Here is a 14,263-nt window from a genome sequence, read left to right as displayed (position 1 = left end):
CGGATCGGGGGAGGTCGAACCAACCCTACATCGTTGGGTCCGAAAGTTCAGGTGACGATGGGCGCCAGGCGCGGCAACACCCGCAGGGCCGTAGCGGCGGTCGCAGCGGCAACCGCCATGGAGTCCATGCCCCGCAGTTCCGCCAGGGCTTGCGCTACCCCGGCCACCTGGGCAGGCGTATTGCGCCGTTCCGGCGGATGCAGCCACGCCGGCGGAATATCCGGCGCGTCGGTCTCAAGTACCAGGTTCTCCAAGCCCCACTGCTGCGCGTGGCGCCGGATCTGCAAAGATCTGGGGAAAGTCATGGCGCCTCCGATACCCAAGGCGCATCCTTGCTCTATGAATGCCCGAGCCTGTTGCTCGCTGCCATTGAAGGCATGGGCAATGCCGCCTCGCAGGCCAGGATGACGTCGCAGGTATTTCAGCACAATGTCCTGCGAGCGCCTGACATGCAGCAGCACCGGCAAGCCGAACTCCACCGCAAGATCAAGCTGGGCGGCATAGAACCGTTCCTGCTTGTCGCGCGCCGCGCCGCTCGCAATATCCTTGACGAAGAAGTCCAGGCCGATTTCGCCGATGGCGACGAAGCGGGGATCATCCATCGCCGCTTCCACCGCCGCGCGTAGCGCCGCCAGATCATCGTCCCAGGCGGGACCGACGAACAACGGGTGTATCCCGAGGGCATAGGCGCCGCCCGGCATAGCGTGCGCCAGATCGCGGACCACCTGGAAATTGCCGCGCCCGACAGCGGGAATGACGATGGCCCGCACACCTGCCGAGACGGCTTGGGCGACCACGTGGCTGCGGTCCTGGTCGAACTCCTGCGCGTCCAGATGGCAATGGGTGTCGATCAGCATGAGGACTCCAAAGGCCCGCCGCCGCTACACCAGTCGGCCCTGCTCCATGGCGAGTTGCCGGTCCGCGCGGCTGGCCAATTCACGATCGTGGGTAACAATAGCAAAGGCCGTACCCGATTCCTTGTTCACCTGCGTCAGCAATTCGAACATGCTGTGCGCCGTCCCCCGATCGAGATTCCCCGTAGGCTCATCCGCCAGCACGCAAACGGGCCGCGTCACCAGGGCGCGCGCAAGGGCGACCCGCTGTCGTTCGCCGCCCGATAGCTGGCCAGGGAAATGCAGCGCCCGCGCCGCGAGTCCCACTTGTTCGAGCACGGTTTGCGCCTGCGCGCGCGCCGCGTCGCGGTCCATGCGCCGCACGATCAACGGCATGGCCACGTTGTCCAGCGCGGAAAACTCCGCGAGCAGGTGATGGAACTGGTACACGAAACCGAGGCTGCGATTGCGCAGCTCGCTTTTGGCTGACTCGGCCAGGCCCGATGCCGGTACGCCGTCCACCACCACGGTGCCCTCGGTGGGCACGTCCAGCAGACCCAGGATATGCAGCAAAGTACTCTTGCCGGAACCGGACGCCCCGATAATGGCGAGCATTTCGCCGCGGTGTATCGAGACGCTGACGTCGCGCAAGACGTCGATCCGGGCGGGACCCTCGTCGTACACCTTGGTCAGGTTCTCCGCATGCAGCACGTAATCAGTCATGGCGCAACACCTGAGCCGGTTGCAGACGCGAAGCACGCCAGCTGGGATACAGGGTCGCCAGCAAGGACAGCACCAGCGAGGTCACGCCCACCGTGAGGATGTCGGTCATCTCGGGATCCGAGGGCAGTTCGCTGATGAAGTAAATCTGCCGAGGCAGGAAATGGATGCCCAGCAGGCGCTCGATGAAAGGCACGATGGTTTCGATGTTGTAGGCGATCAGCATGCCTCCCAGCACGCCGAGCAGCGTACCGACGATGCCGATCAGCGCTCCTTGCACCAGGAAGATCCGGGCGACCTCGCCCGGGCTCGCGCCCAGCGTGCGCAGAATAGCGATATCGGACTGCTTGTCCTTCACCGCCATCACCAGCGAAGAAAGCAGATTGAAGGCGGCCACGGCCACGATCAGGGCCAGGATCAGGAACATCATGCGCTTCTCGGTCTGCACGGCGGCAAACCACGTGCGATTGTTGCGCGTCCAGTCGCTGGCCATCACATAAGGTGGCAGTTCCCGGGATAAGGCCGCGGCGACCTGCGGGGCTCTCTGCATGTCCTCGATTCGCAGCCGTACTCCCGCCGTGCCGCTGTCGCGGAACACCTTGGCGGCATCCTCGTCGTCGACAAAGGCGAGCGAGGAGTCGTATTCGTAGTGGCCGGAGGAAAAGATGCCCACGACGGTGAACTGGCGCATGCGCGGGGCAAACCCGGCCGGGCTGATGGATGCCTGCGGCGCCAGCATCAAGGCGGTATCGCCCACCGACAAGCCCATATCCGACGCAAGGTCGCGACCCAGCACCACACCGAACGAACCGGCTTTCAGGTCGTCCAGCTTGCCGGCCACCATCTGCTTGGGAATGTCCGAGACACGGCCTTCCATTCGCGGGTCGATGCCGCGTACCTGGACGCCGCGCAGCGCCTCGCCGCGCACCAGCATCCCCTGGGCGGCGACGAACGGTGCGGCGGCTTGAACTTCCTTGTTCCGTTCGGCCGCTTTGGCCAGTTCCTGCCATTGCGAGAGGATGCGGTCGGGGTTGGCACCCGGCACGTACAGCTCGATATGAGGCAGCACGGACAGCATGCGGTCACGCACGTCCTTCTGGAAGCCGTTCATGACCGACAGCACGACAATCAGCGCGGCAACGCCCAGCGCGATGCCGGCCATCGAACTGGCGGCAATGAAGGAGATGAAACGGTCGCGGCGGCCGCGACGCTGGCGGATGCGGGCCATGCCCGCATAGCGGGCGCCGATCCAGAGTTCATAGGGTATTTTCAGCACCCGCGCATTATGGCATCAACGGCGCACAGCCATGCGCGCCCACCCCCCCGACGGGCGCCGGCGGCCCCGCACTACAATCCCGCCATGCAAATCGTCCTTCCCGGCGCCCTGCCCCCTGCCGAGCCCGTTGCTGCTGAACTGGCCAAGCGCCTGCCGACGGTCGCGCCCGCCTTGCACGCCCTGATGCGTCACGGCGTGGGCAAGCAATGGCCGTTCGATCCGCGGGAGCAGGGCTGTACCCCCTATGAAGGCTGGCAACTCGAGCAAGCCGGATTCCACCCAAACCCCGGCCAGCCTATGGGCGCCGGCCTGGGGCCGCTGCGTGCCGGCAACAGCGCGGCCGGAACGGAACGCGTCTGGGTCGCCGACCTGGCCCATGTGGCCCTGGGCACCGATCGCGCCAGCCTTGTTCCCGCCGAGGCGCTGGATCTGGAGCCGGCCGAAGGCCTGGCGCTGTACGAGGCCGTCCGCCCCCTCTTCGCCGACACCCCGTTCGAGGCCGAGACCCTTCAGCCTCATCGTTGGCGCGTGCGCCTGCCGCAGGACCTGGCCCCGCCAAGCGCCAGTCCGGCGGCGGTGATGGGTCAGCCGCTGAACACGTGGTGGACCCAGGACGCGGCCACGCGCCCCTGGCGGCGCCTGCTCAATGAAATCCAGATGGTCTGGTACGACCATCCGGTGAACGCGGAACGGTCGGCGCGCGGCCAGTTGCCGGTCAATGCCGTGTGGCTGTACGGCGGCGCTTCGGCCTGGCCCCGCGAGGCCGCCGTCACGCCCGGGCCGCAGGTACTGGAAGACCTGCACGCCCCTTTCATGGCCGAGGACTGGGCCGCCTGGCTACAGGCGATGGAACGGCTCGATGGCACGGCATTCAAGCCCTACATCGACGCGGCCGGACGCCCATCCCGGCGCTTGGGCCTGACACTGCTGGGGCGGGATCGCCGCGTCACGCTTACCGTCCAACCCCGCAGTCCGCTCCTGCGCTGGCTGCCCATACACGAAAACGCCTGGAGGACCTGGTGGTCTCCCCCCGTCTGACCATACGCAACGGCGATCCTGCCGTCTGCCGTGCACTCGAAGCCGCCGGCATCCACCCTCTGCTGGCGCGCCTGTGGGCGGCTCGCGGCGTCGTGCACCCCGACCAGACGCGTCTGGCATGGCCGTCCATGCTGCCGCCCGCCGGGCTGACGCGTTGCGGCCATGCCGCGGCCATCCTGGCTGATGCCATCGCACGCGGCTTGCGCCTGCTCGTTGTCGCCGACTACGACTGCGATGGCGCGACGGCGTGCGCAGTGGCGTTGCGCGCATTGAGGGCCATGGGCGCGGTGGTGGATTTCCTGGTGCCGAACCGCTTCGAGACCGGCTACGGACTCTCGCCAGCCGTCGTTGAACTGGCATGCAGCCACCACGCCGGCAAGCCGGACCTGATCGTCACCGTCGACAACGGCATCGCCAGCGTCGACGGTGTAGCCGCGGCCAACGCCGCCGGCATCGGGGTGGTGATCACGGATCACCACTTGCCGGGGGACCGCCTGCCCGACGCCCTGGCTATCGTCAACCCCAACCAGCCTGGCTGCGGCTTCCCGTCCAAGAACCTGGCCGGCGTCGGTGTCGTGTTCTACCTGATGCTGGCGTTGCGAGCCGAACTGCGGCGACGTGGCGTCTATGCCGCCGACGGCGGGCCCCGGCTGGATGCCTTAGCCGACCTCGTCGCCCTGGGCACGGTGGCCGATGTCGTCCGTCTCGATGCCAACAACCGGCTGCTGGTGACGCAGGGTTTGCAGCGCATCCGCACGGGCCGCATGCAGCCTGGCGTGCGTGCGCTGTTCGCCGTGGCGGCGCGAGAACCGCGCGCCGCCAGCGCCTTCGACCTCGGCTTCGCGCTCGGGCCACGCATCAACGCGGCGGGCCGCCTGTCCGACATGAGCCTGGGCATTGCATGCCTGACCACCGACGATGAGTCCCGTGCGCTGGAGATTGCCCGCGAATTGGATGCCATCAATCGCGACCGGCGCAGCATCGAGGCGACCATGCGCGAACAGGCCATGACGGCGATGGAAGATCCCGCCACCGTGGTCGGCGCAACCGTATGCGTGTACGAAGAGACCTGGCATCAAGGCGTGGTGGGACTTGTGGCGTCGCGCCTGAAGGACCGCTACTGGCGGCCCACCCTGGCGTTCGCGCCGGCCGGCGAGGAGGAACTACGGGGTTCCGGCCGCTCCATCCCGGACGTCCACCTGCGCGATGCGCTCGACCTCGTGTCCAAGCGCGACCCCACCCTGATCCGCAAATTCGGCGGCCATGCCATGGCCGCCGGGCTGACCGTCGGGCGCGCGGACTTCCCCCGTTTCGCCCCCGCTTTCGATGCGGCCGTGCGCGAGCTGACCGGCCGCGACAATTTCGAGCCGGTGCTGGAAACCGATGGATCGCTGGAATCGGGCTATGCCAACGCCGACGTCGCCGGCCTGCTGCAGCAGCAGGTATGGGGGGCAGGCTTCGCCGCCCCGCTCTTCCTGGACAGATTCCAGGTGCGTAGCCAGCGTCTGCTGGGCGACAAGCACCTGAAGCTGTCTCTGGAGCGCGGCCATCAGCGTTTCGATGCCATCTGGTTCGGACAGACGCGCCTGCTGCCCGAGACGGTGGACATGGCTTACCGGCTGGAACAGAACGTCTGGAATGGCCGCGTTTCGGTGCAACTGGTGGTGGAGCACGCCGGGTAGCACCCGGCGAGTGACGACAATGCGGACGACGGACGGCGCCTTACCGTTTCACCGCCTTTACCGGTTCACCAGTTTCGCGGGCTGCGCCAGCGCCACGAGCGCGCCCACGCACAGGCATGCGGCCAGCACGTAGATCCCGCTGCTGGTGGAGCCGGTCGTGTCCTTCAGCCAGCCGACCAGGTAAGGGCTGATAAAGCCGGCCAGGTTGCTGACCGAGTTGATCAGCGCGATGCCGGCCGCCGCCGCGGTACCGCCCAGCACGGCGGTAGGCAAGCTCCAGAACAAAGGCAGCACCGTGCATATCCCCACGTTCGCCACGGTGAGGGCGATCATCGCGATCCAGGTGTTGCCGCTCCACAAGGCCGACGCCACCAGGCCGGCCGCACCGATGAAGGCGGGAATGGCCAGATGCCACCGACGCTCGTGCCGGCGATCCGAGTTGCGAGCGATCAGGATCATGCCGATCACGGCGAACAGGTTCGGTATCGCGGTGAGCAAGCCGATGATCAGCGGATCCTGCACGCCGGTGTTGCGGATGAGCGTCGGCATCCAGAATCCCACGCCGTACAACCCCATCACGAAAGAGAAATAAATGCTGGCCATGGCCCAAACCCGCGGCTTGGTCATGGCCTGCCGCAAGGGCGGATCTTCCTTGGTCTTTTCTTCCGCCTCGATGTTGCGGGCAAGCGTGGCTCGCTCGCTTTCTGTCAGCCACTTCGCCCGGCTAACGCGGTCATCCAGCCACAGCAGCACGATCAGGCCGATGATGACCGAAGGCACACCTTCCAGGATGAACAGCCACTGCCAGCCCGCCATGCCGTGATCGCCATGGAAGGTGTGCATGATCCAGCCGGAGATCGGCCCGCCGATCAGGCCGGACAACGGCACGGCGGTCATGAAGAAGGTCGTGATGCGGCCGCGCCGGGCATGCGGGAACCAGTAGGTCAGGTACAGGATGATGCCCGGGAAGAACCCGGCCTCCGCCACGCCCAGGAGGAAACGCAGCAGGTAGAACATGCCGGGCGTGTTCACGAAGATCATGGCGGATGAGATCAATCCCCACGTAATCATGATGCGGGCGATCCAGCGCCGCGCACCCACCCGGTGCAGGATGATGTTGCTGGGCACCTCGAATATGAAATAACCCAGGAAGAAAATACCGGCACCCAGGCCATAGACCGTATCGCTGAAGTTCAGGTCCTGCAGCATCTGCAGCTTGGCAAAGCCGACATTGACGCGATCCAGATAGGCCACCACATAGCAAAGCACCAGAAACGGCACCAGGCGCAGGGTGACCTTGCGGTACAGCCGGTCTTCCTCGCTCGCGGATGACGCCGCGGCGTCCGGGATAATGACGTTTTCCATCTGTCTCCTCCAACGGGACGGTTTCCTGCCTGGCGGCAGCGTGTTTCGTCGCCCGCGCCGCGGGGCGGTGCGGGCCGCAGCCGCTTTCTGCGCCGGCTTGCGAAACCCGGAGGCTAGTCGCCCAAAACTGACTTAAACCTGAATCTCCGGCTCGCCATGGGTTGGCGGTGTGCCGGCCTCCCATGACGGGGGCGGGGGCCCCGCCCGCCGATGCACGGTAAAATGCCAGGTTTTCGAAAATCAGCCAGGACACGCCATGGAAGCCGAACGTCAGAACCAGCTCGCAGCCCGCCTCGCCGACTACGCGGAGCGCGAACAGGCTCTACGGAGGTATCTTTGACTACGATGCCAAAGCGGAACGCCTGCAAGTCGTAAATGCCGAGCTGGAAAACCCGGAAGTCTGGAACGATCCCAAGCACGCCCAGGACCTGGGTCGGGAAAAGAAAAGCCTTGAAGACGTCGTGGGGACGCTTTCCGCGCTGAGCAGCGGCGTGGCCGACGCCCGCGAACTGTTCGAGCTGGCCGCCGGCGACGAGGACGACGCCACGCTGTTCTCCATCGAGGGCGACGCCGACGAGTTCCAGAAGAAGCTCGAAGGGCTGGAGTTCCGGCGCATGTTTTCCAACCCCGCCGATCCGCTGAACTGCTTCCTGGACATCCAGGCGGGCGCCGGCGGTACCGAGGCCCAGGACTGGGCCTCCATGCTGCTGCGCCAGTACCTGAAGTACTGCGAACGCAAGGGCTTCAAGGCCGAAGTCCTGGAAGAATCCGAAGGCGAAGTCGCGGGCCTGAAGTCCGCCACCATCAAGATCGAAGGCGAATACGCCTTCGGCTACCTGCGCACGGAGACGGGGGTGCACCGCCTGGTACGCAAGAGTCCCTTCGACTCCTCCGGCGGCCGGCATACCTCATTTGCGAGCGTATTCGTCTACCCGGAGGTGGACGAGTCCTTTGAAATCGAGGTCAACCCGGCGGACCTGCGCGTGGACACCTACCGTGCCAGCGGCGCAGGCGGACAGCACATCAACAAAACCGACTCCGCGGTCCGCATCACGCACATTCCCACGGGCATCGTCGTGCAATGCCAGAACGACCGCTCCCAGCATCGCAACAGGGCCGAGGCCATGCAGATGCTGAAATCACGGCTGTACGAGCTGGAGATGCGCAACCGGATGGCCGAACAGCAGAAGCTGGAAGATTCGAAAACCGACGTGGGCTGGGGCCATCAGATCCGCTCCTATGTGCTCGACCAGAGCCGCATCAAGGACCTGCGCACCAACGTGGAAATCTCCAACACCCAGAAAGTCCTGGATGGCGACCTCGATCCCTTCATCGAAGCCAGCCTCAAACAGGGCGTCTGATCCATAGCGCTTGCCCTCTTACACGCTTTCGCACAAAGGCCCCACCATGACCCACACCGTAGTCGTCCTCACCGGCGCTTCCCGCGGTATCGGCGCAGCCCTGGCACGTCAGCTTGCCAAGCCCGGCACGCACCTGTTCACGCTGGCACGTCGGCAGGATCCCGAACTGGCTGCGCATGCCAGCGCCCAGGGCAGCACGCTGGAACAGATCGCGGTGGACCTGTCGGACCCCACGGCAGCCGCGCAAACCGCTGCCCGCGTCATGGGCGGATTGCCGCGCGACGCCAAACGCTATGTGCTGGTCAACAATGCCGGCACGGTAAGCCCGGTAGCGCCTGTGGACGGCCTGGATGACCCCGCCGCGATCAACCAGGCGCTGAATCTGAACGTCGTGGCCGTCATGCTGCTGACTTCGCGCTTCCTGGCCGCCACCCGTGGCCTGCAGGGCGATCGCCGCGTGCTGAACATTTCCTCCGGCGCGGGCCGCAACCCGACCGCGGGCTGGGGGGTCTATTGCGCGACCAAGGCCGCCCTGGACATGTACACCCGTGTCGCCATGCAGGAGCAGGACGCCCACGGCGCACGCTTCGTCTCCCTTGCACCTGGCGTAGTGGACACCGATATGCAATCGGCCATCCGTTCCAGCGATCCGGCCGCCTTCCCGGCCCTCTCGCGTTTCCAGGACCTGCACGCGAGCGGCAAGCTGGCCACGCCGCAGGGCGTGGCGGCCCGCATCGCCGCCTATCTCGAACGCGACGACTTCGGCACGACCGAGGTCGACGACATCCGCAATTACAACTGATCCATGATGACCGATACTTCGAGCGCCCCCCTCACGCAGGACGAGAACCGGCTGATCGCCGAACGGCGCGCCAAGCTGGCCAAGCTGCGGGAAAGCGGCATTGCTTACCCCAACGATTTCAGCCCGGACGCCCGCGCGGCCGACCTGCATGCCGAGCACGACGAGTCGGACCAGGACACGCTGGCGGCGCTGGGCAAGGTCGTCAAGGTCGCCGGCCGCATGATGCTCAAGCGCGTCATGGGCAAGGCCAGTTTCGCCACGCTGCAGGATGCCAGCGGACGCATCCAGATCTACCTGGATCGCGGAGTCCTGGGCGAAGACGCCTACACGGCCTTCAAGCAATGGGACATCGGCGACATCATCGGCGTCGAAGGAACGGTCTTCAAGACCAACAAGGGTGAACTGTCTGTCCATGCGACCCAGGCGCGGCTGCTGTCCAAGTCGCTGCGACCGCTGCCGGACAAGTTCCATGGCGTGGCGGACCAGGAGCTGCGCTATCGCCAGCGCTACGTCGATCTGATCATGACCGACGCTACGCGCCGCACCTTCGAGGCGCGCAGCAAGGCGGTCGGCGCGATCCGCCAGTACATGCTGGATGCGGGCTTCCTGGAAGTGGAAACGCCCATGCTGCACCCCATACCCGGGGGCGCGGCGGCCAAGCCTTTCGTCACACATCACAACGCGCTCGACATGGAAATGTTCCTGCGCATCGCGCCCGAGCTGTATCTGAAGCGCCTGATCGTGGGCGGCTTCGATCGCGTATTCGAGGTGAACCGGAATTTCCGCAACGAAGGGGTCAGTCCGCGGCACAATCCCGAATTCACGATGATGGAGTTCTACGCCGCGTACACGGACTACCGCTGGCTGATGGACTTTACCGAGCAGCTGCTTCGACAGGCCGCCATCGCCGCCACGGGCAGCGCGGTCCTCACCTACCAGGGGCGCGAGGTCGACCTATCCCGCCCCTTCGACCGCCTGACGATTTGCGATGCCATCCTGAAGTACGCGCCCCACTACACCCGTGAACAGCTGGAAGACACCGCGCTGCTGCGCGCGGAGCTGAAGAAGCTGGGCGTGGACGTCGATGCGCCGCCGCTTGCAAGGGCAGGCCGCGGCGCGCTGCAACTGGCGCTTTTCGAGGAAACGGCGGAAGCATTGTTGTGGGAGCCCACCTACATCGTCGATTACCCGGTAGAGGTATCGCCCCTGGCCCGCGCCTCCGACACCCGGACCGGCATTACGGAGCGATTCGAACTCTTCATCACCGGTCGCGAAATCGCCAACGGCTTCTCCGAACTCAATGATCCGGAAGACCAGGCGGAACGCTTTCGCGCACAGGTCGAAGCCAAGGACGCGGGCGACGAAGAAGCCATGTATTACGACGCGGACTACATCCGTGCGCTGGAATACGGCATGCCGCCCACCGGCGGCTGCGGCATCGGCATCGATCGACTGGTCATGTTGTTGACCGACAGTCCCAGCATCCGCGACGTCATCCTCTTCCCGCACCTGCGCCGCGAGGACTGACGCCTTTGGCCGGGGGCTTGCATTGCGGCTGCCCCCCGCTAACTGGCCGCCAATCGCGCAAGGTATGCAGCCATCCTTGTATGGCACGCCGGCATCCTTGCGTGGGGCGCCGAGGACTGGCTCAGTGTCGATCGCGCAAGACTGCGGCATTTGCCCAACGTCGCGCCACGGCCGGCGAAGTGGCGCAAGAGGCCGTGCGCGTCACGACGCGGACCGCCCGCTCCAGCAATTGGATATCCGCCTCGTGCTGCCGGGCGACGTGGGGATCTTCGAAGAAAATGACGCGCTGGCACTGGCGCTCGAGCACCAATTCCGCGATCTGGGCATCGCCGCCCAGCGGCCCGCTCAGATAGCGGTGCACCCAGGACTGGTCCTTGGGCCAGCCGCGCGACCACGCCAGCTCATTGAGCCGGCCGCCGGTCGTGCCCGTCGCCACGCGGCGCCGGAATCGCGACAGAACGTCGAAATGGGCGTCGGCAAACGCAACCATTTCGTCCTTCAGGGCGTCATGGGCAATCAGCGCCAGTGTCTGGCCGGAGAAGTCGAACATGCCCCCCAGGCCCGGATCGGGCGCCAGACCGGCATGCAGCCGCTCCACCTCTACCCATTCCAGCGCCCCAGCAAGCGTGGAAATGAAAGGCTTGCCGTGCGTCACGCACTGCCGCTTCAAAGCCAGCGCCTCGGGAAAGATTGAGGATGGGTCGACGGGGTCGATCAGGTAGATCGCGCCATCGAAAGGCGGCGTGCCGTCCCGCGCCTCCGTGATCCGGGCCACGAGCTTCATCAAACCGCCCTCGCGGCCGTACGGATATCGGATCAGCCCGGCATAGCCCTGCAGCATGCCTTCACGCGAAATCGCGTCATGCGTGCGGCCCACCGTGTACAGATGGATGCCAAGTTCGCGAATACTGCTTGAGCACGCCCGAAGCCAGTCGAACAACACCGCATCAGGCGTCTCGTGATGCATGCGATTGGCGGCCAAGCCGAAGCGCAGGATGGGGAGCGGCATGTCGATAGAGGTCGAGTGGCAACAACTGGCGATGATACTGCTACCGCCGGTATTGAAACGCGCCGTTATGCCGACAGGCAGGGCCTTCGGATGTGGTGGTGCGGCGTCATGCTGCCATGCCGGGCCAGCCGGACAGAAATGGCCGGTAAGGGACGAGCCATGCAGGATGGCCGCTGGGACTGGCCGGGGACGGAGCTCTGTCTCTAGGCCGCCTCGTCAATCCAGGCTTGCTGGATGGCTTCCAGGATTTTCTCGCCGCAGCGCTGCGGATCGTCATCGAAGTCCGGCAGCGCCAGCACCATCTCGCGCAGCGCCGTGAACCGCACCTGTGCCGGATCGATATCGGGATGCCGGTCCGCAAGGGCAGCGGCGATATCGTAAGTATCAGTCCACTTCATCAGTGGCTCTCCTTGGCGTGGTTGATGGTGTAGCGCGGAATTTCGACCGTCAGGTCCTCGTCCGCCACTTTGGCCTGGCAGGAGAGCCGGGACGTCGACGTCAGGCCCCACGCCTTGTCGAGCAGGTCCTCTTCCATGTCGCTGGCTTCGTCCAACGATTGAAAGCCTGCCCGCACGATGACATGGCACGTGGTACAGGCACATGACAGCTCGCAGGCATGCTCGATCTCGACGTGGTTGTCGAGCAGGATGCGGCAGATCGACACGCCGACGGGCGCGTCCTCGATCACTTTTCCCTCGGGACAGACGTCAGGGTGCGGCAATACGGTCAGTTTCGGCATGGTCTGTAAGGAGAGGAAATTGGCGACTGCTCAGGTCAAATCGTCCAGCTTGCGGCCAGACAGCGCGGTGCGGATGCTGCGGTCCATGCGGCGCGCGGCGAACGATGCCGTGGCGTCGGACAGCGCTTGCACCGCCGCCCGCACGGCCTCGACGTCCTCGCGGTGCTGGGCCGTATCGGCGGCCTGCAGCGCGCCATCGATCTCGGCACGTTCTCGTGGATCGAGCAAATCGGCATCGGCGGCCAGCGCTGCGCGCACCGACTCTACCAATTGCCGCGCCTCGACCTGCTGTTCGCGCAACATCCGGGCTCGCGCATCGGCATCGGCCTGGCTGATGCTGTCGGCGAGCATGCGGGTGATTTCGTCGTCGGACAGCCCATACGAGGGTTTGACGACCACCGAAGCCTCGATGCCGGAACTTTGCTCCCGAGCCGTCACGCCCAGCAGCCCATCGGCATCCACCTGGAAGGTTACGCGGATGCGCGCGGCGCCCGCCACCATCGGTGGAATCCCGCGCAGTTCGAATCGCGCGAGCGAACGGCAGGCGGAGACCAGCTCGCGCTCACCCTGCACCACGTGGATGCTCATGGCGCTCTGGCCATCCTTGAAGGTGGTGAACTCCTGCGCCCGCGCCACCGGAATAGTGCTATTGCGCGGGATGATGCGTTCCACCAGCCCGCCCATGGTCTCCAGGCCGAGCGACAACGGAATAACATCAAGCAGCAGCCAATCCTCGCCCGGAAGCCGGTTGCCGGCCAGCAGATTCGCCTGCAAGGCCGCGCCCAAAGCGACCACCTGGTCCGGATCGAGATCGGTCAACGGCGTCTGTCCGAACAGTTCGCCCACCGCTCGGCGCACGATGGGCATGCGCGTCGCGCCCCCCACCATCACGACTCCTTTGACGTCAGCAGGCTGCAGCGCGGCATCACGCAATGCGCGGCGCGCGCACGCCAGCGTACGTTCGATCAAGGGCTCGGCCAGTACTTCGAACTGGGCCCGGCTCAGCGGTGAATCCACCTGCGTGCCGTCCTGCAGTTGGAAGGTGATGGCGGTATGGGTCTCGGCCGACAGCCTTTCACGCGCCGCGCGGGCCGCGACCGTCAGCGCACGCCGGTCCTGGCGCGACCACCGGTCGGCGCCGGGCAGCGAGGCCGCTACGCGTTCAGCAATCAGCGCATCAAAATCGTCTCCGCCCAGGGCGGTATCGCCACCCGTGGCGATGACTTCGAAAACACCCTTGGTCAAGCGCAGGATCGATACATCGAAGGTGCCGCCGCCCAGGTCATACACGGCGTAGACGCCTTCGGCGGCGTTCTCCAGGCCGTAGGCAATGGCCGCAGCGGTAGGCTCGTTCAGGAGCCGCAACACGTTCAAGCCCGCCAGGCGGGCGGCATCGCGGGTGGCCTGGCGCTGCGCATCGTCAAAGTAAGCCGGCACTGTAATGACCGCGCCCACCAAATCGTCGCCCAAGGCGGCCGTGGCGCGCGCGCGCAGCTGAGCGAGGATATGCGACGAAACCTCGATCGGGCTGACCTCGCCTTGCACGGTCTGCAAGCGCACCATGCCCGGCGCGTCCACGAAGTCGTAGCGGGCGCCCGAAGCGCGCGCCTCGTCGGCCGTACGGCCCATGAAGCGCTTCACGGACACGATGGTATTGCTGGGATCTTCGGCCTGCGTGGCGAGGGCGTCGTACCCGACCACCATGGCGCCATCCGGCAGATAGCGCACCGCGGAAGGCAACAGGGCGCGACCCGTTTCGTCCAGCAGGACCTCGGGCACACTGCTGCGCACGGCCGCCACCAGCGAGTTGGTCGTACCCAAGTCGATACCGACCGCCAGCTTGCGCTCATGCGGCGCCGGCGACTCTCCCGGTTCTGAAATCTGCAATAAAGCCATGGTTGGAATCGTTAT

The 14,263-nt window shown here is 65.7% G+C and carries 13 protein-coding genes; 5 read left to right on the top strand and 8 right to left on the bottom strand.

The window, feature by feature from the left end:
- Positions 1 to 47 precede the first annotated feature (47 nt).
- Genes BAU07_RS10220 through BAU07_RS10210 form a run of 3 tightly spaced genes read right to left on the bottom strand, consistent with a single transcriptional unit; the run spans position 48 to position 2,781 of the window.
- Positions 48 to 857 (bottom strand): TatD family hydrolase, encoded by an 810-nt coding sequence (locus tag BAU07_RS10220; protein ID WP_066656979.1) that lies wholly within the window; start codon positions 855 to 857, stop codon positions 48 to 50.
- Positions 858 to 881: 24 nt separating this feature from the next.
- The gene (locus BAU07_RS10215; protein WP_066656977.1) at positions 882 to 1,556 is read right to left on the bottom strand and encodes an ABC transporter ATP-binding protein; all 675 of its coding nucleotides are present in this window, start codon (positions 1,554 to 1,556) and stop codon (positions 882 to 884) included.
- Positions 1,549 to 2,781, bottom strand: a complete 1,233-nt coding sequence (locus BAU07_RS10210; RefSeq protein ID WP_066665242.1) for a lipoprotein-releasing ABC transporter permease subunit — start codon at positions 2,779 to 2,781, stop codon at positions 1,549 to 1,551. Before BAU07_RS10210 ends, BAU07_RS10215 begins: the two co-directional genes overlap by 8 nt.
- Before the next feature lie 132 nt (positions 2,782 to 2,913).
- On the opposite strand from BAU07_RS10210, the gene BAU07_RS10205 reads away from it, so the two are divergent.
- A complete protein-coding gene (locus BAU07_RS10205; protein ID WP_066656974.1) occupies positions 2,914 to 3,867 on the top strand; it encodes a hypothetical protein in 954 nt (317 codons plus the stop codon).
- A complete protein-coding gene (gene recJ, locus BAU07_RS10200; protein ID WP_066656971.1) occupies positions 3,849 to 5,549 on the top strand; it encodes a single-stranded-DNA-specific exonuclease RecJ in 1,701 nt (566 codons plus the stop codon). The genes BAU07_RS10205 and recJ overlap by 19 nt, the downstream gene beginning before the upstream one ends.
- A 57-nt stretch (positions 5,550 to 5,606) precedes the next feature.
- Here recJ and BAU07_RS10195 read toward each other — a convergent pair whose 3' ends face one another.
- Complete coding sequence (locus tag BAU07_RS10195; RefSeq protein ID WP_066656969.1) at positions 5,607 to 6,914, bottom strand: MFS transporter; 1,308 nt, start codon at positions 6,912 to 6,914, stop codon at positions 5,607 to 5,609.
- Between the two features lie 256 nt (positions 6,915 to 7,170).
- Between BAU07_RS10195 and prfB the strand changes: the two genes are divergently transcribed.
- The 3 genes from prfB to lysS all read left to right on the top strand — a co-directional run bounded on the left by prfB (position 7,171) and on the right by lysS (position 10,604).
- Positions 7,171 to 8,275 (top strand): peptide chain release factor 2 gene (gene prfB, locus BAU07_RS10190; protein WP_157122168.1). Its coding sequence is split into 2 segments (ribosomal slippage): positions 7,171 to 7,251 and positions 7,253 to 8,275, totalling 1,104 coding nucleotides; the frame shifts between segments, so codons are not numbered across the junction.
- A gap of 46 nt (positions 8,276 to 8,321) precedes the next feature.
- Entirely contained in the window at positions 8,322 to 9,077 is a 756-nt protein-coding gene (locus BAU07_RS10185; RefSeq protein WP_066656964.1) for an SDR family oxidoreductase, read from the top strand.
- Positions 9,078 to 9,083: 6 nt separating this feature from the next.
- On the top strand, positions 9,084 to 10,604 hold the full coding sequence (lysS, locus tag BAU07_RS10180; RefSeq protein WP_066656961.1) for a lysine--tRNA ligase: 1,521 nt from the start codon (positions 9,084 to 9,086) through the stop codon (positions 10,602 to 10,604).
- A gap of 121 nt (positions 10,605 to 10,725) precedes the next feature.
- Here the strand turns inward: lysS and BAU07_RS10175 are convergent, their stop codons facing one another.
- The 4 genes from BAU07_RS10175 to hscA all read right to left on the bottom strand — a co-directional run bounded on the left by BAU07_RS10175 (position 10,726) and on the right by hscA (position 14,248).
- Complete coding sequence (locus BAU07_RS10175; protein ID WP_066656959.1) at positions 10,726 to 11,613, bottom strand: methylglyoxal synthase; 888 nt, start codon at positions 11,611 to 11,613, stop codon at positions 10,726 to 10,728.
- A 203-nt stretch (positions 11,614 to 11,816) separates the two neighbouring features.
- The gene (gene iscX, locus BAU07_RS10170) at positions 11,817 to 12,011 is read right to left on the bottom strand and encodes a Fe-S cluster assembly protein IscX (RefSeq protein WP_066656956.1); all 195 of its coding nucleotides are present in this window, start codon (positions 12,009 to 12,011) and stop codon (positions 11,817 to 11,819) included.
- The gene (fdx, locus tag BAU07_RS10165) at positions 12,011 to 12,352 is read right to left on the bottom strand and encodes an ISC system 2Fe-2S type ferredoxin (protein WP_066656953.1); all 342 of its coding nucleotides are present in this window, start codon (positions 12,350 to 12,352) and stop codon (positions 12,011 to 12,013) included. Before fdx ends, iscX begins: the two co-directional genes overlap by 1 nt.
- 30 nt (positions 12,353 to 12,382) lie before the next feature.
- Positions 12,383 to 14,248 carry a Fe-S protein assembly chaperone HscA gene (gene hscA / locus BAU07_RS10160; protein ID WP_066656951.1) on the bottom strand — a complete coding sequence of 622 codons (1,866 nt, stop codon included), beginning with the start codon at positions 14,246 to 14,248 and terminating at the stop codon, positions 12,383 to 12,385.
- Positions 14,249 to 14,263 lie beyond the last annotated feature (15 nt).

The organism is Bordetella flabilis (assembly GCF_001676725.1).
Classification (GTDB): Bacteria; Pseudomonadota; Gammaproteobacteria; order Burkholderiales; family Burkholderiaceae_B; genus Bordetella_C; species Bordetella_C flabilis.
Note: the sequence above shows the minus strand (reverse complement) of the source record. Positions and strands in the feature narration are given on the sequence as shown.